Here is a 22,367-nt window from a genome sequence, read left to right as displayed (position 1 = left end):
ATGTTTCAAGGCGTTAAGTATTAGCTCGGTCGCTATTTCGTTAAATAATCATTTACTTAGGATAACAAAATGCCGCAATGATTTGCGGCGTTTTTGTTCGTCTGGATAGGTGCTATTGATCACTGGGCGGTTTTAAATCCATGTGCATTTTGATCAAATGCTCCTCCATATCGAAGGTCACTTTAAAACCGAGACTCTTGGCAAGACTGGCCATATTGCGATTCTCAAACATGGTAAAGCCGGTGAGCACGGGCGTGTCGTTGGCCTGATAATATTTGATCAATTTTTCGAGTAACAATTTGCCTAACCCTATACCTTGATGATCGCCACGCACCGCCATGGCAAACTCGGCCTCGGTATTATCAGGGTCAATAGATGCACGCACGGCACCTAAGGTGATGTCATCGCCATCGGGTCCCTTAGCTGTGGCGATAAAGGCCATCTCACGGGCGTAATCGATTTGAGTTAATACCGCCATTTCTTCATGGGTCATTTTCGAGCGCACCCCAAAATAGCGTTTGTATCTGTCTTCATCGGATAGCGAATTATCGAAGGCCAAATGTTTAGGTTCATCTTCGGGCAAAATCGGCCTTAGCATTACCTTAAGGCCATTTTTTAGCTCGGCGAATTCTTCTAATTCCTTCGGATAGGGCATGATGGCCATCCGCGATGAACTGTCGGCATTGGCATCATGCAAACGGATATTCACATCGAGCAGAGTGATGTTTTCACCCGCGGCCAGTACTGGGTTTAAATCTAACGAGGCGATTTCAGGGCAATCGATAATAATATGGGATATTTGCGTTAACATCACGCACAGGGCATTCATGTCTAGACCCAGTGGTAAATGTCTGTCCTTTAACTTATGGGTCTTTAACGCTTGGATCACCATATAACGCGCCAGTGCCATATTCAGGGGTGGCAGGGCAACGGCAGCATCATTGGTGGGGTCCCATTCTGAGCCACCTTCGCCAAGGCAAATCGCCGGACCAAAGACGGGGTCGCTTATCACGGCCACGCGGATTTCTTGCGCGCCAGCGGTCAACGCCATTTTCTGCACTATCATGCCTTCAATAATGGCTTCGGGATTGGCTTGATGCACCCTCTGGGTAATCGCATTCGCGGCGTGGCGGATATCTTCAGCCGAGGTTAAATTGAGCATCACTCCGTGCACATCGGACTTATGCAAGATGTTAGGGGATTGCACTTTTAACGCTAAGGGATAGCCCGCTTCATTCGCAATGGCCACCGCTTCATCGGCATCTTTCACAAACCAAGTGTCTATGGTGTTAAGCCCATAAGCCCGCAAAATAGGGCTGGCCTCATGGGTTTCCAGTACCGATTTTCCTTTAGCTTGAGCCGCTTGTAGTAATTTGCGCGCCGTGAGGCTATCTGTCGGAATATTGTCGGGGATCGATTGCGGCACTTCTTGCAGCAGTTTTTGGTTACGACGGTATTCAACCATGTGCATAAAGGCACCCACAGCACCTTCGGGTGTACGGTAGGTGGATATACCGCCCTTAGTGAAGCGTTTTCGTGCCTGATAAGCCGAGTCTTCACCGCTCCAGTTCGTCAAAATATTGAGGCGATTCTTTTTGGGATGCGCGTGGATCACACTCACCAAAGCATCAGCTATCTCAACACTTTCACCGAGTGCTGAAGGGGAGTGCAAGACCAAAATAGCGTCAAGTTCATTGGAATCCATCAAGATAGTCAAAGCTTTAGCATATCGTGATGCGTTCGCATCACCAATGATATCGATGGGGTTTTGCCTTGACCAAGTATTAGGTAACACGGCTTCTAATTTGGCTATTGTGTCTTCTGATAACTCCGCCAGTTTACCGCCGCGCATAATGAGTTCATCTACCGCTAATACGGCAGGACCGCCACCATTACTGATAATCCCTAAGCGCTCACCTTGCAGCGGATTGGAATGCGCTAAACTTTCAACCGCGGCAAACAGTTCAATTAAATCGTTAACCCGCAACATACCTGCACGGCGAAACGCCGCTTCATACACTGCATCGTTACCGCCAACACCGCCCGTATGTAATTTTGCGGCGCGGGCACCTTCGGCGCTGCGACCCGATTTAATCACTAGAATTGGTTTATTGCGTGAAGCGGCTCGAGCAGCCGAGAGGAAATGGCGCTTCTCATTCACTGAGTCGATATAAAGCATGATGGCGCTGGTGCGGCTATCGCGGCCGAGGTAATCGAGCAGTTCGTCAAAGTTAATGTCGGTGGCATCACCGAGGGAGATAAAGGAGGAAAAGCCAATACCTTTGTTATTGGCCCAATCGAGTACCGTTGTACAAATGGCGGCCGATTGAGACACAAAGGCTATTTTGCCCGGTAGGGCGCTGGCGTGGGCTAAGCTGGCATTTAATCCCAATGGGGGTAATAGCATTCCTAAGCTATTTGGCCCCAGAATGCGCATCCCGTAACGCTTAGCATTTTGCATGGCAAGGTCGAGCAGGCTCACGCCATCTTCGTTAAATTCCTGTGCCATTCCCGCTGCCATAATAATGGCCACCTTACAGCCAAATTGCGCAAGGGTTTCAACGATGGCGGGCACACGGCAAGCGCGGGTACAAATAACCGCTAAATCGGGTTTGATGGGTAAGGCTTCAATATTGGGATAGGCGAGCACGCCCATCACTGCCCGATACTTAGGGGTGACTGGCATGATAGGCCCCGAAAAACCACTCGATAGTAGGTTTTTCATCAGCACATTACCCGCGCGTTTCTCGGTATTCGAAGCGCCGATAATGGCAACGGAAGTCGGTTTAAATAAGGAGTTTAATGTACGTTGACTCATAAGCGATTCCATCCCAATCCATGACGCTTCCAGTGTAACCTAGGGTATGAGGACTGCACAGTTAAGTTTCAGGTTCCATTAGGGCAAGTTTATTAGCAAATCATGAATTTACGCCAATTTACTGAGAATTAGCGCTCAATGATGGGGATTTCTATCGCGATAACTGCATTTTCCGCATTGCGACACGTAACAATGTGAATAATTTCACTTTCGTGTTTGAAAATCACCCAATATGAAACTACTTTTTAATCACTGTACAATTATTGTGAAGTCCATATGACATACAAGGATGGGGTCGTTGCGGTGCTCGCGGCAGGCGTTGGATATGCGCTGAGTTTGATAACATTGTGGGCTATTGGTCCGGTTATTTCTGTATTGATTATGTTGCTGTGGCAATTTTATCAGCACCAGCAAATGCAGTCAGTTCAACAGCATGATGATAAGTCCTTCAATAACCAACTTGCCGCAGATTGGCAAGCCCATATCAGTCTGTACCAAGAGTCAATCACGACGCTTAACGGCTGCGAGGCTAATATTGACAGTGTGCTAGCGGTGCAAGGTGACGCAGTCAATTTGCTCGGTGAGTCATTCGATGGTTTAGGGCGGTTAATGACGGAGCAGACAGGATTTATTTCAGATCTCGTTAAGAGCACTGATGATGCTGAGTTATTCCATTCAGATCAAATGAAGCAATTTGCCAACAATACCTCAATGACGTTAGAGCGCTTTATTCAATCCACCATAGAAATGTCGGCATCAACTATGGAATTGTTGGAAAAAGTGAATCTCATCTACGAGTCTATGCCTCAAGCAATGAAAGCCTTGCAAGACATAGATCAAATCTCGTCCCAGACTAATTTGCTCGCTTTAAATGCGGCAATTGAAGCGGCGCGGGCGGGTGATGCGGGTAGAGGCTTTGCCGTTGTGGCAGATGAAGTGCGCGCTTTATCCACTCGTAGCGCAGGTTTTAGTGAAAGCATACAAAAACAGCTTAAATCAATTCAAATTCAGATTGAACAATTAACCGTACACGTGAGTAAAGTCGCCGCTCAAGATATGACTTATATTATTGATGCAAAAAAGGATATAGATACTGCACTAAGGCAGATTATCGTTAAAGCAGAGAAGGATTCTCAAGTGATTGAACGTATCGATTCATCGGCACATGAACTAGAACAAGCCATCTCAGATACTATTCGGGGATTGCAGTTCAGTGATATTACTTCCCAAAGCCTGATTTACACAAATCAGTCCCTAAACCATTTAAAAGAATCGCTCAATCGCGTCACCACTATGTCACAACAGGAGTTTGGCATTAAGGGGGATGACATCACAATACAAATGAGTCGCCGACGTCAGGAGACTCATAATCCCGTTTCAAGGGATCAAATTACCTGTGGTGAAATTGAACTCTTTTAATTAGGGATAACACAATGTCAAATATTAAAGTTATTTCATTGCCAGAGCGCTTTGACTTTTATTACCACAAGAAATTCACCAGTGATTATCAAGATATTTTAACGCTTCCAGAGGTTAACCATATTATTTTAGATTTTAGTCGAGTGCTTTACCTCGATAGTTCTGCTTTAGGCATGATGGTACTGCTGCATCGTAAGGCGCAGGAGTTACATATTTCTACGTCTGTAAAAGGTGCACATGGTCAGGCGAATGAAATCCTTAGTATTGCCAATATGCAGAAAATCTACATCATAGAGTAACACTCATTATGGTATCGCTTACTCAGCCGGAACATTTTATTTTAGTTATCGATGATGACGCTATTGCGAGTCAAAGGATCAGTGATTTTATTCATAGCAAAGGTTACAACGTCATTGTCTGTAGTGATCTAGAAGAAGGTTTATTTGAAATAACGCAAAATACGGTTGATTTAATTCTGATTAACTATTGGTTAAAGGATGGTACCGCACTGGCGTTACTGGATAAGTTGAATAAGGATAAAAAAGAAACACCTGTTATAGTCATGAGCGAGACAAAAGAAAATCAATCCGTGTTAGCCTGTTTTAGAATGGGGGTTTTGGATTTTGTTGTTAAACCGATAAATGTTGAAATATTTTGGTACAAGGTTGAATGTTTACTTACCCGGGTGCAACTTCAGCATAAAGTAGAGCATCAAAGAATTGAACTTGAAAAAATGCTTTATGAAAAGGCCCGAGAAGAACACATGGCCCGGCATTTATTTGAGCACTTAGTCAATATTGATAATACTGACTTTGATTTTGTACATACTTACTGCCAAGCCAGTGCCAATTTTAGCGGTGATATTATCCTCAATGGCATAGCGCCTAATGGTAATTTCTTCTTAATTCTCGCCGATTCAACGGGTCATGGCCTGAGTGCAGCCATGCCCATCATGCGTGTTGCCAGTACATTTAGGGCCATGGTTTCAAAGGGATTTTCTTTAGTTACGTTTATTTATGAACTGAATGCTAAGCTCCACCGAGAAAACCCTGAAGACAGATTTGTTGCCTGTATTATTTTAGAAGCCGATTTTAATCGTAATAAATTACACATTTGGAATGGTGGTATGCCCCCCGTGTATATTCAAACGGGGGGAATTGACTGTTTAACAAACCACAATATTAAAGAAACTGACCATTCTTGTTCAGTCAGTAATCAATCCATCGATAAATTTAAATCGAAAAATATGGCCCTTGGTATTTTACCTCCGCATACTTTTATAGCTGATATTGTTACGGTTGATTTACCATCCCATGGGTATGCTTGCCTTTTTAGTGATGGTTTAATAGAGCAATATACCCATGAAGGCAATCCATTTGGCATTGATAAATTAAAAGATCTTTTTATCCATTTTTCAGGTGGTTTAATAAAGTATTTAGAGAAAAATATGCATGAGTACTGTTCTGCTGAAAATATTGCCGATGACATCACTATTTGTACCTTAGATTTTGAACGATTAAACACTTGGCATCAAGATCGTGATGTTAGTCGTATTAAAGCCATTATGGATGGTGAGTTCTGCTGGGATGTCAGTATTGCAGGGCCTATGTTACTCAGCGCTGATTATTTAAGTTCATTGAATCAGTTTCTCAGCATATTGGGATTTGCGACTAATTTCTGTCAACGGGTTTTTACTGTTGTCGCAGAGTTATTTAGCAACGCCATTGATCATGGTGTACTAAAATTAGATTCTCGACTAAAAAATGATCCAGAAGGCTTCGAACTGTACCATAGTATTAGGGACAGTTTTGCAGATAGGCTCACGGAAAATGATTGGGTAAAAGTGAGCATCATCTGGCGTTCATCGCAGGATGAATTACATATTAGCGTGGCTGACAGTGGCAAAGGCTTTGAGGGTGATGAAAATTTGATGGCGGACATTCCTCAGTTGTCTGGGCGCGGTCTATCGCTGGTGAAAACATTATCTAAGACATACGAATTAGTACCGCCAGGGAATATAACTAAAGTCATAATGGAATAGCGCATGAGTAAAAGAATATTAATTGTTGATGATTCCGCAGCGATTCGACAAATGGTCGAAGCGACCCTTAAATCGGCTAATTATCAAGTGGTACTGGCCAAAGATGGTCGAGAAGCCCTCGATATCTGTAATGGGCAGAGATTTGATTTCATTCTGACTGATCAAAACATGCCTCGAATGGATGGGCTGACCTTAATTAAATCCTTACGTGCTATGTCGGCATTTATGCGTACGCCGATCATTATGCTCACCACGGAAGCGGGCGATGACATGAAAGCCCAAGGGAAAGCCGCGGGTGCGACGGGATGGATGGTAAAACCCTTTGATCCTCAAAAGTTGTTGGCTATTACGGCTAAAGTGCTGGGTTAACTGCAACGGGGTGCGCTATGTCCATCAATATGGCCGAGTTTCATCAGGTCTTTTTTGAAGAAAGTCATGAACATCTTGAAAATATGGAACAATTGCTATTGGCATTGGACCTTGCTTCTCCCGATCCTGAAGAACTGAACACCATTTTCCGTGCTGCACATTCTATAAAAGGCGGCAGTGGTATTTTTGGTTTTACCGCATTAACCAGTGTCACCCATGTGATGGAAAACCTGCTGGATAAAACGCGTAAGGGTAACTTCCAATTAACGTCATCCATTATCGATTTACTGCTGAGTACTGTGGACACGTTATCCCATATCTTGAGCTTGTACCGCGAAGAAGAGCAGATTGATTGGCAGGAGGTTGAATACAGTAAAAGTCAGTTGGTTGCAGCGTTAAATGGTGAGCCTTTTAGTTCATCAGTTGCGATACGTAATGGTACAAACGCCGCTAGCACTCCCATCATAAATGCAACACCCACCCAACCAGTGGAGGCAGAAGATCTGGGTTTTGGATTTTTTGAAGATGAAATGGCACGTGATATTGCCATCGAAGGTGAAGACTTTGGATTTTTTGATGAGGCTTATCAAGCGGAAGACATCAGCGCTAACAGTGCGATAAATAATAAAGAGCGTAATGCTGATCTGTGTGATGTGACAATTGACGATGATGAGTTAGGCTTTGGTTTTTTTGAAGCATTAACGCCAGAATCCTTCGCCAATGAAATCGAGTTATTAAGTTCAAAACCGCTAGTGCAGAAGGTTTATAAGCCAGCGACCACTCGAGCACATCAAGCCAAGGAAACTGGAAGTAGCCAATCCAAAAACACCTTATTTAAAGCCAAAGCGACTGAGCCCACCGTACCTGATTCAACCCTGCTCACGAGTCCTTCTGTGAAAGCAAGCTCGCCTGCAATACTGAGTTCAAACGCAACATCAAACTCATCCGTTGCCCCAAAGCCCAATACCACAGAGGTGAAAACAGCGACTAAAAAATCAGCCACGCTGGCTCAGGATGCCACCTTAAGGGTCGAAACTTCTAAGATAGATACTTTGGTTAATCTCGCGGGCGAGCTGGTGATCACTCAGTCCATGTTGACCCTCATTGGTAACGAGATGACGGGCGATTTAGGTGAGCGACTCAAGACCGCACTCAATGAATTGGAACGTAATACCCGTGAAATGCAAGAGGCAGTGATGTCGGTGCGTATGCTGCCGGTATCTTTTGTGTTTAACCGTTTCAACCGTTTAGTGAGGGACCTTTCTGAGCAACTGGGTAAAAACGTCAATCTCGTGATTGAAGGTGGCAACACAGAAATTGATAAGGGAATGATTGAAAAGCTCGTCGATCCGCTGACCCACTTAGTGCGCAATAGTTTAGATCACGGTATCGAAAAACCTGAAAAACGGCTCGCAGCGGGTAAATCCGAAGTGGGCGTGTTATCCCTTAAAGCCAGTCAAAGGGGCGGTAATATCGTTATCGCTGTGCACGATAACGGTGCAGGTTTACACCGTGAGCGCATTATTCAAAAGGCGCGGGAAAACGGTTTGCAAGTGGCTGATAACAGTAGCGACAAGCAAATTTGGCAATTGATTTTTGCCGCAGGATTTTCAACCGCGGAGGAAGTCACTGATGTGTCAGGCCGTGGTGTTGGTATGGATGTGGTGCGCCGTAATATTGAAGCCTTAGGTGGACGCATTGATATTGAGTCCACTGAGGGCCAAGGCTCAACCTTTGAAATCCAGTTGCCACTCACGCTCGCCATTGTCGATGGTATGACGGTTTCTGTGGGAAATCAGATCTACATTCTGCCCTTAGTGCACATCATAGAATCTATTCAGCCGCAAACGGAACAACTTAAATTTCTCGCCAAAGAAAGACTCTTAAAAGTACGTGAAGAGTACTTACCTCTGCTCAATCTTTATCAGCTGATGGAAATTGAGCCCAATGCCCGCTGCCCAGAAGAGGGCATAGTCGTATTGCTCGAAAGCAACCACAAGCGCTTTGGCCTGTGCGTTGATGCCTTAGTTGGCCAGCAGCAAGTGGTGATTAAAAGTCTTGAAAAACATTATCGCAGGATCCCCGGTGTTTCCGGCGCCACCATCATGGGCGATGGCAGCGTCGCGTTGATCCTCGATGTCGAATCGCTCGCTCTGCACATTAAAAATTAAGGAAATAGCCATGGAGAGTCGATCAACTATGACCGCCAAAGTGGAATACAACGCCCATGATGAGGTGGAGTTTTTAAGCTTTATGTTAGGCGAAGAGCACTATGCCCTCGACATTATGTCCGTCAAAGAAATTCGCGGTTATGAGTCGGTCACTAAAATCGCCAACGCCCCCAGCTTTATAAAAGGCGTGATTAATTTGCGCGGTGACATAGTGCCCATAGTGGATTTGCGGATGAAATTTGCTGTTGGAACAGCCACTTATAACGAGTTCACTATCGTTATTATGCTCAATGTGTTTGAACGTATTGTCGGCATAGTGGTCGATGCCGTCTCCGATGTGATTAAGCTGTCGGCGGAGGAAATTTTACCTGCCCCAGAATTTGGGGTGGCGTTCGATAGCCGCTACCTCAAAGGCTTAGCCACGGTCGAGGATAAGATGATCATTTTAGTAAATATTCAGGCTCTGATCAGCAGTGATGAGCTGGGTCTAATTGATGCAAATAGTCTGACTGATCAGGAGTAATAATAATGAGTATCTTCAAATTTTTTGGCAATGATGAGGCGCGTGAGCAAAGGGATGAAGAGCGTCAGCGCTATTTTCAGCTACTTGATAACAGTGGCAACAGCTTTATGATCGCTGATAGTCAGCGCAATATTATTTATGCGAATAAAGCCGTTGTCCGTTTGCTGCAAGAGGCTGAGGACGATATTCGTAAAGAGTTACCTCAGTTCTCTGTTGCCAAACTGATTGGCAGTAATATCGACATTTTCCATAAAAATCCCGCACATCAGCGCAATTTATTAGAGCGTCTAACCCAATCCCATACCGCGCAAATCACCATAGGCAAACGTACTTTTAGGTTGATTTTGACGCCGATTATCACCGCTGAAAATAAGCATTTAGGCACAGGTGTTGAGTGGATAGACCGCACCGAAAGTATCGAAGCCGAGCGAGCAACCCAGCGCATTATGGAAGCGCTCAATAATACCAGTACCAACGTTATGATAGCCGATGCTAACCGTACGATCATTTATATGAATCGCTCGGTCGAAACTATGTTGCGCCATTCTGAAAGTGAGATCAGACAAGCCTTGCCGCATTTTTCCGTAGATAAAATCCTCGGCAGCTCGATGGATATCTTCCACCGCAATCCTGCTCACCAAGCAAGTTTACTCGATAAATTAGACCGTAAATATGAATCGCTTATTAAGGTCGCGAGTTGCCATTTTCGCTTAACTGCCAGCCCCATTGTGTCTAAAGAAGGTGAGCGCTTAGGGACTGTGGTTGAATGGCTCGACCGCACCATTGAAGTCCAAACCGAGCAGGAAATTTCCCGCATAGTCACAGCCGCAGCTGCGGGTGATTTCTCCCAAAGGGCGGAAACAGATGGCAAGCAAGGTTTCTTTTTAATGCTGGCGAACAATTTAAATTCGTTAATTGAAACCTCGGAACGTGGATTGCAAGATGTGGCGCGGGTGCTGATGGCGCTAGCGGATGGCGATTTGACCACTCGCATTTATAACGACTATGAAGGCACCTTTGATGATTTGAAAAATTACTCAAATCAAACTGCTGAAAAGTTATCCTTCATGATCCAAGATATTCAACGAGCCGCGGATACCATCAATACCGCTTCGGCAGAAATAGCCCAAGGTAACGCCGATTTATCCAGCCGCACCGAAGAGCAAGCTTCGAGCCTAGAGCAAACCTCGGCCAGCATGGAGGAACTCACAGGTACAGTGAAACTCAATGCGGATAATGCCAGTCAAGCCAATGCCTTAGCCTCTAAAGCGGCTGAAGTCGCTGTGGACGGTGGTGAGCTTATTCAGCAAGTTGTCCAGACCATGGCATCGATTAATGAATCGGCGCGTAAGATTGCCGACATTATTGGTGTTATCGATGGCATTGCTTTCCAGACCAATATCTTAGCGCTCAATGCTGCGGTTGAAGCGGCGCGGGCGGGCGAACAAGGCCGCGGCTTTGCGGTGGTCGCGTCAGAAGTGCGCAGCTTAGCCCAACGTTCGGCCAATGCCGCTAAAGATATCAAGGCACTGATCTCGGATTCTGTGTCTAAAATCGAGAGTGGCAACAGCCTTGTCGGTAAGTCCGGCGATACCATGAAGGAAATCGTCATCGCCATTAAACGGGTGAACGATATCATGGCGGAAATTGCCTCAGCTTCTAATGAGCAGGCCATCGGTATCGATGAGATCAGCAAAGCCGTAGTGCAAATGGATGAAATGACACAACAAAATGCGGCATTGGTTGAAGAAGCGGCCGCTGCAGCGGAAAGCATGCAATCCCAAGCGCAGCAACTCTCAGACAGTGTCGCCAGTTTTCGCGTGGACGACGAAGATGAAGCCCCAAGACGCAGCAACGCGAGATTAGCGACGCCCAAAGCGAAGGCGATAAAACCCATCAAACATCAGCTTCAACCTATGGCAAGAGCCAGAGTGACAGAGAAACCTAAAACCAATGCGATGAAGCCCATTAAGCAAGATCAAGATGAATGGGAAGAATTTTAATTGAGTGAAAACAAACCATTGGAACGAGAGTTTGCCTATACCTCGGTGCACTTTAATACCGCGAGGACGACGCTGTACCGCTTAGCGGGGATCAAACTCGCCGATAGCAAGGATGCTATGGTGTATAGCCGTTTAGTGCGGCGGATCAGAACATTGAAATTAGCCGGTTTTTCGGCTTATTTTGAGTATCTGCTAAGCCATGAAAACGAACACCAAGAATTTATCAATGCGTTAACCACTAATCAAACGGCATTTTTCAGGGAACCGCATCACTTTGAAGTGTTAAAGCAATATTTAATCGATAACCCAGATACCCGCAGGATCTGGTGTGCGGCCAGTAGCACAGGGGAAGAACCTTACTCGATTGCGATTGTCGTCGCTGAACATTTCAACAGTTTTAAAACGCCTATTGAGATCATTGCTTCCGATATCGACAGCGGCGTGCTGAAAAAGGCTGAAATGGGTATTTATCCCTTAGACAGGATCGATACTGTTAGCGATATCCGCAAGAAACGTTTTTTTCACCGCGGAAGGGGTTCACAGTTGGGCAATGTGCGCGTGGTTCCCGAATTAAAGCAGATGCTCAAGTTTACCCGCATTAATTTGCTCGATTCTTTTTGGCCGCTAAAAACGCCAATCGATGTGATTTTTTGCCGTAATGTAATGATTTATTTCGATAAAGAAACGCAGGAAGTCATATTAAAACACATGATGAACTCCCTTAGCGAGGATGGACTTTATATTGCGGGACATTCGGAAAATTTTAATATGTTCCCGCAAATCATCACTGCCGTTGGTCAAACAACCTATCGGCCAGTGAAGGGGCTTATGAGTGCTAAAACCTAATATCGAATATGCTATTGCAGAGCCGAATCGCTATCACGATCATCATTTTGGTTGCGATGCGGTAAAAATATTACCCGGTGAGTATTTTGCAACCCGTGAAGATACCATGATAGTAACAGTGTTAGGCTCCTGCGTCTCAGTGTGCTTGTATGATCCTAAGCTCAAAATTGGTGGAATGAATCACTTTTTATTGCCAAGTGACAATAGCAATTGTACTGGGGTGCTCGCCGATTCTGCCCGTTACGGCGTGTATGCCATGGAGTTGTTAATCAACGACTTGCTCAAGCTTGGCGCACAGCGTAATTCACTCGAAGCTAAGGTGTTTGGGGGCGGCAATATGTTACGCAGTTTTACTGTGCACAACATTGGTGAGCGTAATGCTGAGTTTGTGATTGAATACCTCAATCTTGAAAATATCCCTATCGTTGCTGCCGATTTACTCGATGTATATCCGCGCAAAGTGTATTTTTTCCCCCATTCGGGAAAAGTGAAAGTCCGCAAAATTAAATCCATGCATAACAGTACAATTCTTGACAGGGAAAGTGAGTACCGTTTACGGGTTCGTAATTTACCTTCGGGCGGCGACGTTGAACTATTTGGTGATTAAGTTATGACGATCAAAGTGTTAGTTGTTGACGATTCTGCGCTAATGCGCAGCTTGCTCGGTAAAATGATTGAGGCTGACTCTGAACTGTCTCTGGTTGGGCTTGCTGCCGATGCCTACGAGGCCAAAGATCTGGTGAACCAATTTCGCCCCGATGTGATTACCTTAGACATCGAAATGCCCAAAGTAGACGGTTTAACATTTTTGGATCGCTTGATGAAAGCCAGACCCACTGCAGTAGTGATGATTTCATCGTTAACCGAGCAGGGCGCTGATGCGACCTTTAATGCCTTGGCCTTAGGCGCGGTGGATTTTATCCCTAAACCGAAATTAGACTCGCCCCAAGGTATTCATGATTATCAGGATTTGATTTTAGATAAGATCAAATCTGCCGCGAAAGCCAAAATCATCAAGCCGCAGAAATTTGTTGAGCCAGTACGCCCTGTTTCAAGTAAGCGGCCAATATTGGCCAATACAACCCTGACACAGCATTTAGTCGCGATAGGCGCATCTACTGGCGGTACTGAAGCCATTCTTTATGTATTACAACATTTACCTGCGGCTATGCCGCCGATAGTGATCACCCAACATATGCCAGCGGGGTTTACCCGCACTTTTGCGGAACGTTTAAATCGACAGTCACGGATTACTGTCAAAGAAGCCGAGCATGGGGAACGACTCTTACCCAGTTATGCCTATGTTGCCCCTGGCGATCATCACCTTGAGATCATCAAAGTGGGTGGTAGTTATAAAGTTAAATTAACCCAAGATGAAAAGGTCAGTGGCCACAGACCTTCGGTCGATGTGATGTTTACGGCCTTGGCCCAATGTGCCGCGCCCAATATGAGCGCGATGATTTTAACCGGTATGGGCAAAGATGGCGCCGAAGGCATGGTGGCGTTACACCAAAAAGGCGTCACTACATTTGCCCAAGATGAACAAAGTTGTGTGGTATTTGGCATGCCACGAGAAGCAATAAAGTGCCGTGCAGTAGATTATGTAGTGGAGTTATCGCAGATGCCGAGCAAGCTCATTAACCATTTAAGCTCACTGTGACCGCCCACGCTGAGTGGGATTAAAAAGTAACGAATAGAACGTGAGTCTCGCAGGAAGAGCATTACGCCGAACTGATTTGTGCGCTGCAGTGGCTCATTCTGTTTAGGATTAGTCAGTCGTAGAAACCACGAGCTGATTTCTACCTAAACGCTTAGCTTCGTAAAGGTTTTTATCTGCCAGTAACAGACAATCTTGAAATTCCTCACATTGATCCGAAAAGGCTAAACCGCCGCTGAGCGTCACCTTAAATTCGACGCCATCTTCAACAAATACGATATGGCTAAAGCTTTCACGGATCGCATTCAACTTGGCAATCGCCAGTGGTTTTTGCATATCTGGCAGCACTAACATAAATTCTTCACCACCGTAGCGGCCGGTAAAGTCAGTTTGACGTAAGGATTGTTGTAACAGGTGGGCAAATGCCAACAACACCTTATCACCACCGGAATGACCATAAGTATCGTTGACCTTTTTGAAGTGATCTAAATCGAACATAGCGATACAAACTTGAGAGTTAATCCGTTTCGCTACGTTAAAACAGCGTCTCGCAGCCACCAGAATTTGGGTATGATTTAGCAGCCCAGTTAAGCTGTCGCGACTAGCCGAACTGCGAATATCATGACCCCGTTGCGCACGGGAAATCACCTGCGCGACGAATAAACTCGGCGCGGTTTGCTTTGAAATTAAGTCATCTGATCCCGCTTGTATGATGCTGACTTTATTCTGCATCGTATCATCAGAGCTCAACACGAGAATTGGGCTCGAGGTGTATTTGTCCAATTGACGGATCATCTTTGCCAGCTCAAGCCCGTTCACTTCGGGCATGTACAAATCGAAGATAAACAAATCAGGCTCAAATTGCTCAAGGGCAGGCAAGACTTGCTCGGCACTCGATAACCCTTTTACCATCAAACCGTGACTGCGTAACAGACTTGAAAAGTAATCCACCATAGATTGTTGATCATCCACCAGTAACACCTTCAAGGGTTGTTTCTCTGACATTTTGAGGGATTGATGGATTTTGCGCACTAATAAAGTGGTCTCAGCAGGTTTGACAAAATATTCGCTGACATTGGCACGAATGGCCAATAGCCGCATGTCAAAATCTCCCCGCGAGGATAAAACAAACACTCGGGTATTATTCTTCTCAAACTCAGTGGCGGCTTCGAACAAGGCCTCTTCAGTCCAATCGGGTAGAATTAAATCTAATAAAATCAGATCGAAGGGCGTTTTATTTTGCACCACCAGAAAGCTCGTGAAATTCAAAAAATGCTGCACACTAAAACCGAACTCTCGCAGCTGCTTTGTGATCATAGCGCCGACATTACCATCGTCTTCTATGATGGCAATATGGTGCTCATGGCGCGCCTTTGACGGTTTATAGGTGCTTTGCTGCATTTGCGCCTCTACTACTGGCGCCGACGGTTGGCCGCGCATATTGTTTTGTAACAACTGGTGGAAGAGGGTATCTAAGCCTTTGATAGTAGGCAGTTCGGGGGCTGGCGCATTGAGCAGCCCCTTAAGCAGCAACTCCAGTTTATCGACTATGTGTTTGGTATCTGACAACCCAAAGGTCTCGCTCGACCCTTTTAAGTTATGCACCTCTCGGTACACGGCAGACAGCATGTGTGCGTCCCAATTTTTACGCAATGAAATCCACAAGGTAATGATTTGTTTCTTTTTATCCGGCAGTGCATGTAAAAACTGTCGTTTAAGTTGCTCTAACGAATCTTCAAAACTCATAGGCAATAGATATCCTAAATAATTGAGCCCTAGGTCTTAATCTCTATGTAGACGCTACGCCAAGACGTTAAAACCCGTTTACTCCCACACTGAAATGGAAACTGCTCTGGAGAGCATGTAACAGATTCAATCAATTGCACTTATCTTTACACTCACTCATAGAGTGTAAACCACTGCGACAAAAACGACGGGGAAATGCTGAGATTGCATAGGCATTGATAAGAATATTGGGTCGAATAGCTGAAATCAGCACAGTGATCGCGAACAACATAATGCTAAATATTTTATGCAAAACAGCATGATAATAATGACATGTATTTTTTATCAAATACGACTGTGATAAGTTAGCGTCTGTAAAAACAATCACTTGTTGCAAAAGGATCGTTGTCAGTGAGCACTGTGTTTTATAATGACCACGCCGAAATACTCGCGGCACAGTATTTGTCTAAAACCTTTGAAGAAGTGCATTCGAGTTGGTTGCATCATCTTTTGCCTCTACTCACCAAAAATACATTGTCGATATTGGATGTGGGAGCAGGTTCTGGGCGGGATGTGCATTATTTAGCCGAAAAAACACAGGGCAAAGAAACACAAATTATTGCAGTCGAACCTGCGGTTGTTTTAGCGAAAATGGGGCAGGTGTTAACTCGGGAGCTACCCGTGCGTTGGATTGAGGATGGTTTACCTCAGTTGCAAAAAGTGGTTGGCCTAGCGCAACAGTTTGATCTGATTTTACTCAGCGCTGTGTGGATGCATTTATCTCCCTCAGAGCGCCCACTTGCACTAGTAACACTCTCACGCTTACTCAATTCGACTGGACTTTTAGTCATCAGTTTGCGCCATGGCCCAAGCCCCGATGCACGCGTTATGCACCCAGTCAGTGCCGATGAGCTGCTCACACTGGCTGCAGATTGTCAGCTACAACTTTTAGATTTGAGCCAAGATGAAACCGATAAACTCGGTCGCTCACAAGTGCATTGGCAGACGCTAGTTTTTACACCCAAACTGATGCCAAACGTAAATGCACCTGAAGCAAGCGTTATTATTCAGGAGCGACTGAATGCCGATTGATGCGAGAAGACAAGTTGAATTTATTAGCTATTTACAACGTCTGTTAGTTGAAGGGGATTTCGTTGCAACTTACAAATTTGCCTTACTACATGCGATCGCCGATATCTGTATCGAACGGCCATTAATACTCAATGCCGATCCTGCGCTGAAAACCGCGATCAGTATTGATGATTTGGTAGAGAAGTTTATTGAACTTTACTGGCAACACTCTTTGCCTTTTGGTGCCAATGATGGGTATTTTGTCCTGATCCAAAATAGTGGAAAGCAATCAGCCTTGATCAACAGTTTGATTGAACTACGCCATCAAGGTGTTAACAGTCTATCCCAGTTAAAAGCGCATCCTAGTTATCCAGCTTTATTGCGTAAAACGCGCGGTACGTTTAAAGATGGCCCCTTATGGCGCTTACAAAACTTGTCACGTAATGAAGAATGTTTCCTTTATCCCCATGATAAAACGAAAAATTACATCGAGTTGAATCCGGGGATCGCATTTTGCTTCAGGCGATTTCACGATTTAGTGGTGTCATTGGCTCGTACTCAATGGGTACAAAAAATCGCCGAGTTTCCAGCAAATCAGGTCATTATAGGCAGTAAAGGCAATTTAAGTGAGTTTCTGTTTGGTAGCGACAGACAGACGATCACCTATGCTAGACCTGTACTGCTTGATATCCAAAAAGGCCAATGCTTCTATTGCCAAAAATCATTAAAAGAAACAGGCGAAGTGGATCATTTTATCCCTTGGGCACGATATCCTAATGATTTAGGGCATAATTTTGTCCTCGCTCATAGCAGTTGTAATAATCAAAAACGCGATCATCTTGCCGCTCAGCACCATAAAGATAACTGGTATGAGCAAAATATTATCCAGCATGGCCAAACGTTACACTCTGAACTCAGTCGATATTTCGTCTGTGAGAGTGATCGCTCTGAAGCCATTACTACTTGGGCTTATCAGCTAGCAGGACAAAATCGCTCGCCTCTCTGGCTCGATAAAAAGACCTTTGTGCCTTTTAATGCATTAGACAATGACCTGTCAAATACAGCAATTTAGAGCATGCTCACAGTTTTATGGCACTTATTTTTAGCACTCGCCAAGGTCGAGTGACCTTAAAGCATTTGTTCCTGCAATTGAGTGAGCAACGCTGCCAAGCTAAAGTAATCGATGAACTATTTACATGTTATCTTGGTGGCATTACATTTTATCTTCATTGATTTTGTTACCTGTTGATAGTAAAGGTTTACTTCCTGCCAAGGTAATTGATTTCAAAGAGAACAAGGAGTATTTGGTGGATATATATGGCGCACTCGTTCAGTGACAACAAGCAGATGAATGCACCATGGAATTTATTGATAATACATGTCTAGTTTTGGAGGTTAGATGATGAAATCGATTTTCTTACTGCCCATATCTGTGCTTGTGCTGATAGGTTGTACAACGCCTAAATCGCCGAGCGAAGTCTATGACGAGTACAATGCTAAGGTACAGCAGGGGATGAGTTATCAAGAGGACAAGGCTTACTATACCCAACGTAAGCAAGCGGATGTTGAGTCTAAGTTCCCACAGTATATGCAGCAGATGAAGCTGTCCCGCGATGAAGTGATCGCATCTTATCTTTCATTTTCAAAAGCGGCTGCCAAGTGCAAAGCACTCACCTTAGTGTCGCAGGTGATAGAAGGGGATACGGCCGTCCTTGAATATGCACAAAAAGATCTCTGTGGTAATGCATCGGAGGCGAATGAAAAACAAAGAATTAGCATGATAAATGAAGGTGGTTGGAAAATTGATGAGCTCCAAATTAGTCTCTAAATCATTTGGAATGTCGTATCAATGACAGGATTTTATGAGTTTTTTAGCCTGCCAAACGAGTTGAGGTTACTTGCCCCCATTGTGCTGGCTGCGCCACTTTTACCTTTGCCCATGTTTTTCGTTTAGAGAAAAAAGATGTGCATTTATTTGAGGGTAGGCAGTTTGAGATCAAGCTGTTTAATCAAAGATTTGCTCATAAATGGCCTGGAGTGCTGTTTTTCCCTCCGCTATTGGATGCTTCTTGGCGGGAAAAATTGCCAGAAAAATACCAAGGTACTTCGACTTGGGAACATAGGGCGAACAGTGCTTTTACAGATGGTACAGATCTTGGTCTTATTTGTTGTTATCAGTGTATGGCAAAACAGAAACATCGACTTGAATGGCCCAATGACGCATTTTATTCCCTTGAGTTTAAAGGTCATTCACTTTGGGCATTTAATAAACAGATGATGCTTCAGATCCGTGATTATATTCAGGCCAAAGATCGCAATGCGGTATTCGAGTCTGAGCCGATAGTCATTCGACATTTGCCGACAATTTTTAAACTGGCTAAAAATCGCGAGATATTGGTTAAAAAAATTAATAAGCTAATTTATAGCCCATAGTTTCTACATACCTATTTCAAAGACTTGTGTGGTCAATCTCATCGAGTAGTTGTGTTAAGTTGTCTGTGACTCGGATATTTGCTTTTCTATTAGTTATTACAGTTAGCGGGTCTATTATCATGTCGAAATATCATATTGGCACTACCGAGGATGAATTCGAACCCGGTTCCGGCGGCCATATACTTCGTAACAAACTCGCGATAACCGATGAAGAGGATATGGCAGAGGTAGAGACTCAGTTGTTACTAAAGCTTTATGAGTACGTGTTTCAATCTGGTGTTATTGAAAGCGAGCATCTATCGGTTGGTAGCTCTTTGAGTGGCATCGAAAATGGCTCGGTAATGTTTATTACTGGGCTGGTGAGCGGCGTACAGTCAATATGGGAAAAGGTGGTTTCGAATTTACGGCAGCGGCTCAAATACTTAAGTGTCTCACTCAGTTTGAAAAGGAATATTTAAGCAAGTTCAATGGCTTAAATTCGTTTTCTAGAGACGAAGTTGTGAGTTACTTGGCTGAAAGTCATGTGGAATTTATCCTAATTCACCCATTTAGAGAGGGAAATGGACGTTTGTCACGTTTGATACTCGATGTGATGGCAGTAAAGGCGGGTTATCTCCCACTTGATTATGGGATTTGGGAACAAAATAGAGATTTTTATTTTAAGTCAATTCAAGCAGGGTTGGGTGGGGATTATCAACATATGGCTCGTTTGGTAAACGATGTGCTCAGCGCTAAAAACGAATGAAGTTTAGGCTAAGGTCAAATGACTGAAACGGCTTTTTTGGGCCTTCAATTTTGCTTCAACTTCAGCCGTAGTTTTACCCGTCTCAATAGCGGTTGAACTGGCCACAGCGCGATAGAGTCGATTTTGAGTCACTTGTGTGTTTTTTGATTTAGTTTTCATAGGATCAACCTCAATTAAGTGCATGAATTATAGCACTCTAGATAACGAATAGACAGCTGTGTATCCAAGGCCCAAAGCAGCAATACTTCATGTTTTACCAATCATATCGCTCTTTAGATATCGATAAAAAGTCGTCAGTAGGTTCTCCAATGACGACTCTTTTAATCAAGCTGACATAGCCGATTAAGGTTTATCAAAGCACAACATTACGCGCTTTTTCTCGCATCCATTTCTGCTTGGCTTGAAAGGTACTCATCGAAAGTGCCTTGGAAGTTAATCACTTTTTTATCTTTAATATCAATGATACGTGTTGCGAGTGACGATACAAACTCACGGTCATGACTGACGAATATCAAAGTGCCTTCAAAGTCTTTCAACGCATTATTGAGTGCTTCGATGGCTTCCATGTCCATGTGGTTAGTCGGTTCGTCCATGATCAGCACATTGATGTCTTGCATCATTAACTTACCGAATAACAAGCGGTTTTTCTCTCCGCCTGAACAGTTACGGGCTTTCTTGTTCGCGTCATCTTCGGTGAACAGCAGACGGCCTAACATGGCGCGTACCATAAGATCGTTGTGCTTAGGTTGGCGCCACTGTGACATCCAATCCATTAACGTGTAGTCATTATCAAATTCGTCACTGCTGTCTTGTGGACAGTAGCCGATTGATGCGTTTTCTGACCACTTGATCACGCCTTTATTATGTTCTAAATCATTGACTAAGCAACGTAGGAAAGTGGTTTTACCCACGCCGTTTTCGCCGATAATCGCTAATTTTGCACCGGCTTCGAGGATTAAGTCGCCGCCTTCGAATAGCTGCTCACCATCAAACCCGTGGGCCAAATCTTCGAGGATCAGTGCTTGGCGATGCATTTTCTTGCCAGCATCGAAACGAATAGAAGGGTGAATACGGCTTGATGATTTCACTTCATCAAGCTTGATCTTGTCCATTTTTTTCGCGCGCGAGCTGGCTTGTTTTGCCTTAGATGCGTTGGCACCGAAGCGGTTAACGAAGTCTTGCAGTTCTTCGATTTCAGCACTCTTCTTGGCGTTGCCCGATAATAATTGTTCACGGATCAAAGACGATTGTGCGAGGAAGTATTCGTAGTTACCAGGGTAAATGCGCAGTTCGCCGTAATCGATATCGGCCATGTGGGTACATACGGCATTTAAGAAGTGCCTATCATGGGAAATAATGATCATGGTGCATTTGCGTTTGTTCAACTCGGCTTCTAACCAGCTAATGGTATGTATGTCCAAGTTGTTGGTTGGTTCGTCGAGCAGCAAAATATCTGGGTTGGCAAATAGTGCTTGTGCCAACAGGACCCGCAGTTTCCAACCCGGTGCGACTTGTTGCATTAGGCCGTAATGGAAAGATTCTTCAATACCCGCTTCGAGCAGAATTTCACCGGCGCGGCTTTCGGCGCTGTAGCCATCCATTTCGGCAAATTCACTTTCAAGATCGCCAACGCGCATGCCATCTTCTTCGGTCATATTCGGATTGGCGTAGATTGCATCGCGTTCCTGTTTGACTTTCCACAGGGCAACATCCCCCATGATCACTGCATCGATCACACTGTATTGTTCAAACGCGAACTGATCTTGGCTTAGGGTACCGACTTTTAAGCCGGGCGTGATGGACACATTGCCAGAGGTTGGCGCTAACGCTCCGCTGAGGATCTTCATAAAGGTCGATTTGCCACAGCCATTCGCGCCGATCAAACCATAGCGGTGACCGTTGCCAAATTTCGCTGAAATGTTTTCAAACAATGGCTCAGGGCCAAACTGCATCGTGATGTTCGCGGTAGAGATCAAAGGAGCTTTCCTAGGTATTTGCTAACGGGGATTGTGACAAACAAGCCTCAAAATGAAACATGCGCTTCACCCACTCTAAGCCAAAACATTAAAGTTGGGATAATAAGGTCGCGGAGTATACAGACTAAGGGCTAAAGATGCGAGCAAGGATGTGATGCGCAGCTATAAATCGAGCCGTTTCAGTTGCGTTTATTTTGAGGCTGACCCAAGGCATCAGCGGATCATAGGTAAAATTTAGAAACGGGTTTGAGCTTGATGCTGAGTTCATACCTGTTAGCGTGATATCGCGGATATGTAGATTAAAACCGTCAGCTGCGGTAATGCCGTTCACTTAAGAGTGAACGGCATTTTTATTTGGTCTAATTGGGTACTTGTTTTTGCTCATTTTAAGCACTCTTGGATAAGCCCTTTCCCGTTTACCATCCAACTTAAATTGCCGTGCATTGCGTTCTATATCCAATACATCTCTCGGGACATTCCCCGGCGTTTGTGATGGCAGTTGTGTCAGCTTGAAGATGATATGACTCGCAGCATCCCGAAAACTCAGTTGATTGGGATGGACCGATCGAT

General features: G+C 44.6%; 18 protein-coding genes and 2 pseudogenes. 15 read left to right on the top strand and 5 right to left on the bottom strand.

The annotated features are described in order from the left end of the window. Window positions 1–112: 112 nt before the first annotated feature. Window positions 113–2,818: an acetate--CoA ligase family protein gene (locus tag L5M38_RS03160; protein WP_105252534.1), complete on the bottom strand. Its 2,706-nt coding sequence runs from the start codon at window positions 2,816–2,818 to the stop codon at window positions 113–115. 276 nt (window positions 2,819–3,094) lie between these two features. On the opposite strand from L5M38_RS03160, the gene L5M38_RS03155 reads away from it, so the two are divergent. The 10 genes from L5M38_RS03155 to L5M38_RS03110 are packed head-to-tail and all read left to right on the top strand — an operon-like array spanning window position 3,095 to window position 13,850. After that, a complete protein-coding gene (locus L5M38_RS03155) occupies window positions 3,095–4,237 on the top strand; it encodes a methyl-accepting chemotaxis protein (RefSeq protein ID WP_263167375.1) in 1,143 nt (380 codons plus the stop codon). 14 nt (window positions 4,238–4,251) lie between these two features. Next, the gene (locus tag L5M38_RS03150) at window positions 4,252–4,536 is read left to right on the top strand and encodes an STAS domain-containing protein (RefSeq protein WP_028759900.1); all 285 of its coding nucleotides are present in this window, start codon (window positions 4,252–4,254) and stop codon (window positions 4,534–4,536) included. An 8-nt stretch (window positions 4,537–4,544) separates the two neighbouring features. Further along, on the top strand, window positions 4,545–6,278 hold the full coding sequence (locus tag L5M38_RS03145; protein ID WP_263178327.1) for a SpoIIE family protein phosphatase: 1,734 nt from the start codon (window positions 4,545–4,547) through the stop codon (window positions 6,276–6,278). A gap of 3 nt (window positions 6,279–6,281) precedes the next feature. Beyond that, on the top strand, window positions 6,282–6,647 hold the full coding sequence (locus tag L5M38_RS03140) for a response regulator (RefSeq protein WP_028759902.1): 366 nt from the start codon (window positions 6,282–6,284) through the stop codon (window positions 6,645–6,647). Between the two features lie 17 nt (window positions 6,648–6,664). After that, window positions 6,665–8,818 (top strand): chemotaxis protein CheA, encoded by a 2,154-nt coding sequence (locus tag L5M38_RS03135; RefSeq protein ID WP_263178325.1) that lies wholly within the window; start codon window positions 6,665–6,667, stop codon window positions 8,816–8,818. A gap of 10 nt (window positions 8,819–8,828) precedes the next feature. Beyond that, complete coding sequence (locus L5M38_RS03130) at window positions 8,829–9,341, top strand: chemotaxis protein CheW (protein ID WP_049821692.1); 513 nt, start codon at window positions 8,829–8,831, stop codon at window positions 9,339–9,341. A gap of 5 nt (window positions 9,342–9,346) precedes the next feature. Next, entirely contained in the window at window positions 9,347–11,344 is a 1,998-nt protein-coding gene (locus L5M38_RS03125; protein WP_263178324.1) for a methyl-accepting chemotaxis protein, read from the top strand. Continuing rightward, window positions 11,345–12,190, top strand: coding sequence for a CheR family methyltransferase (locus tag L5M38_RS03120; RefSeq protein WP_028759906.1), 846 nt, complete (start codon window positions 11,345–11,347; stop codon window positions 12,188–12,190). Then, on the top strand, window positions 12,177–12,797 hold the full coding sequence (cheD, locus tag L5M38_RS03115) for a chemoreceptor glutamine deamidase CheD (RefSeq protein ID WP_105252529.1): 621 nt from the start codon (window positions 12,177–12,179) through the stop codon (window positions 12,795–12,797). Before L5M38_RS03120 ends, cheD begins: the two co-directional genes overlap by 14 nt. A gap of 3 nt (window positions 12,798–12,800) precedes the next feature. Beyond that, entirely contained in the window at window positions 12,801–13,850 is a 1,050-nt protein-coding gene (locus L5M38_RS03110; RefSeq protein ID WP_263148274.1) for a chemotaxis response regulator protein-glutamate methylesterase, read from the top strand. Window positions 13,851–13,958: 108 nt separating this feature from the next. Here the strand turns inward: L5M38_RS03110 and L5M38_RS03105 are convergent, their stop codons facing one another. Further along, a complete protein-coding gene (locus L5M38_RS03105; RefSeq protein WP_263178322.1) occupies window positions 13,959–15,593 on the bottom strand; it encodes a diguanylate cyclase in 1,635 nt (544 codons plus the stop codon). Window positions 15,594–15,983: 390 nt separating this feature from the next. Between L5M38_RS03105 and L5M38_RS03100 the strand changes: the two genes are divergently transcribed. From L5M38_RS03100 to L5M38_RS03080, 5 genes and pseudogenes are all read left to right on the top strand, one after another. Next, window positions 15,984–16,664 carry a class I SAM-dependent methyltransferase gene (locus L5M38_RS03100; RefSeq protein WP_263178320.1) on the top strand — a complete coding sequence of 227 codons (681 nt, stop codon included), beginning with the start codon at window positions 15,984–15,986 and terminating at the stop codon, window positions 16,662–16,664. Continuing rightward, window positions 16,654–17,715, top strand: a complete 1,062-nt coding sequence (locus L5M38_RS03095) for an HNH endonuclease (RefSeq protein WP_263178319.1) — start codon at window positions 16,654–16,656, stop codon at window positions 17,713–17,715. Before L5M38_RS03100 ends, L5M38_RS03095 begins: the two co-directional genes overlap by 11 nt. A 327-nt stretch (window positions 17,716–18,042) precedes the next feature. After that, window positions 18,043–18,471: a hypothetical protein gene (locus L5M38_RS03090; RefSeq protein WP_219252384.1), complete on the top strand. Its 429-nt coding sequence runs from the start codon at window positions 18,043–18,045 to the stop codon at window positions 18,469–18,471. A gap of 137 nt (window positions 18,472–18,608) precedes the next feature. Beyond that, window positions 18,609–19,076 (top strand): hypothetical protein, encoded by a 468-nt coding sequence (locus L5M38_RS03085; protein ID WP_263178318.1) that lies wholly within the window; start codon window positions 18,609–18,611, stop codon window positions 19,074–19,076. A 373-nt stretch (window positions 19,077–19,449) separates the two neighbouring features. Then, window positions 19,450–19,821, top strand: a pseudogene (locus tag L5M38_RS03080) (Fic/DOC family protein); the annotation flags it as partial. 3 nt (window positions 19,822–19,824) lie between these two features. Here L5M38_RS03080 and L5M38_RS03075 read toward each other — a convergent pair. From L5M38_RS03075 to L5M38_RS03065, 3 genes and pseudogenes are all read right to left on the bottom strand, one after another. Next, window positions 19,825–19,980, bottom strand: a complete 156-nt coding sequence (locus L5M38_RS03075; RefSeq protein ID WP_168827125.1) for a hypothetical protein — start codon at window positions 19,978–19,980, stop codon at window positions 19,825–19,827. Window positions 19,981–20,186: 206 nt separating this feature from the next. Continuing rightward, window positions 20,187–21,797: an ABC-F family ATPase gene (locus L5M38_RS03070; protein ID WP_263178317.1), complete on the bottom strand. Its 1,611-nt coding sequence runs from the start codon at window positions 21,795–21,797 to the stop codon at window positions 20,187–20,189. A 331-nt stretch (window positions 21,798–22,128) separates the two neighbouring features. Further along, window positions 22,129–22,367 (bottom strand): annotated as a pseudogene (locus L5M38_RS03065) (IS4 family transposase); the annotation flags it as partial.

It is taken from the genome of Shewanella sp. SM101, from assembly GCF_025654465.1.
Lineage (GTDB): Bacteria > Pseudomonadota > Gammaproteobacteria > Enterobacterales > Shewanellaceae > Shewanella > Shewanella oncorhynchi.
This window is presented reverse-complemented; position numbering and strand designations above follow the sequence as displayed.

Coding starts and splice junctions, on each gene's coding strand:
- L5M38_RS03160 (WP_105252534.1), bottom strand. CDS start 2,818: ATGAGTCAACGTACATTAAACTCCTTATTTAAACCGACTTCCGTTGCC.
- L5M38_RS03155 (WP_263167375.1), top strand. CDS start 3,095: ATGACATACAAGGATGGGGTCGTTGCGGTGCTCGCGGCAGGCGTTGGA.
- L5M38_RS03150 (WP_028759900.1), top strand. CDS start 4,252: ATGTCAAATATTAAAGTTATTTCATTGCCAGAGCGCTTTGACTTTTAT.
- L5M38_RS03145 (WP_263178327.1), top strand. CDS start 4,545: ATGGTATCGCTTACTCAGCCGGAACATTTTATTTTAGTTATCGATGAT.
- L5M38_RS03140 (WP_028759902.1), top strand. CDS start 6,282: ATGAGTAAAAGAATATTAATTGTTGATGATTCCGCAGCGATTCGACAA.
- L5M38_RS03135 (WP_263178325.1), top strand. CDS start 6,665: ATGTCCATCAATATGGCCGAGTTTCATCAGGTCTTTTTTGAAGAAAGT.
- L5M38_RS03130 (WP_049821692.1), top strand. CDS start 8,829: ATGGAGAGTCGATCAACTATGACCGCCAAAGTGGAATACAACGCCCAT.
- L5M38_RS03125 (WP_263178324.1), top strand. CDS start 9,347: ATGAGTATCTTCAAATTTTTTGGCAATGATGAGGCGCGTGAGCAAAGG.
- L5M38_RS03110 (WP_263148274.1), top strand. CDS start 12,801: ATGACGATCAAAGTGTTAGTTGTTGACGATTCTGCGCTAATGCGCAGC.
- L5M38_RS03105 (WP_263178322.1), bottom strand. CDS start 15,593: ATGAGTTTTGAAGATTCGTTAGAGCAACTTAAACGACAGTTTTTACAT.
- L5M38_RS03095 (WP_263178319.1), top strand. CDS start 16,654: ATGCCGATTGATGCGAGAAGACAAGTTGAATTTATTAGCTATTTACAA.
- L5M38_RS03090 (WP_219252384.1), top strand. CDS start 18,043: ATGATGAAATCGATTTTCTTACTGCCCATATCTGTGCTTGTGCTGATA.
- L5M38_RS03075 (WP_168827125.1), bottom strand. CDS start 19,980: ATGAAAACTAAATCAAAAAACACACAAGTGACTCAAAATCGACTCTAT.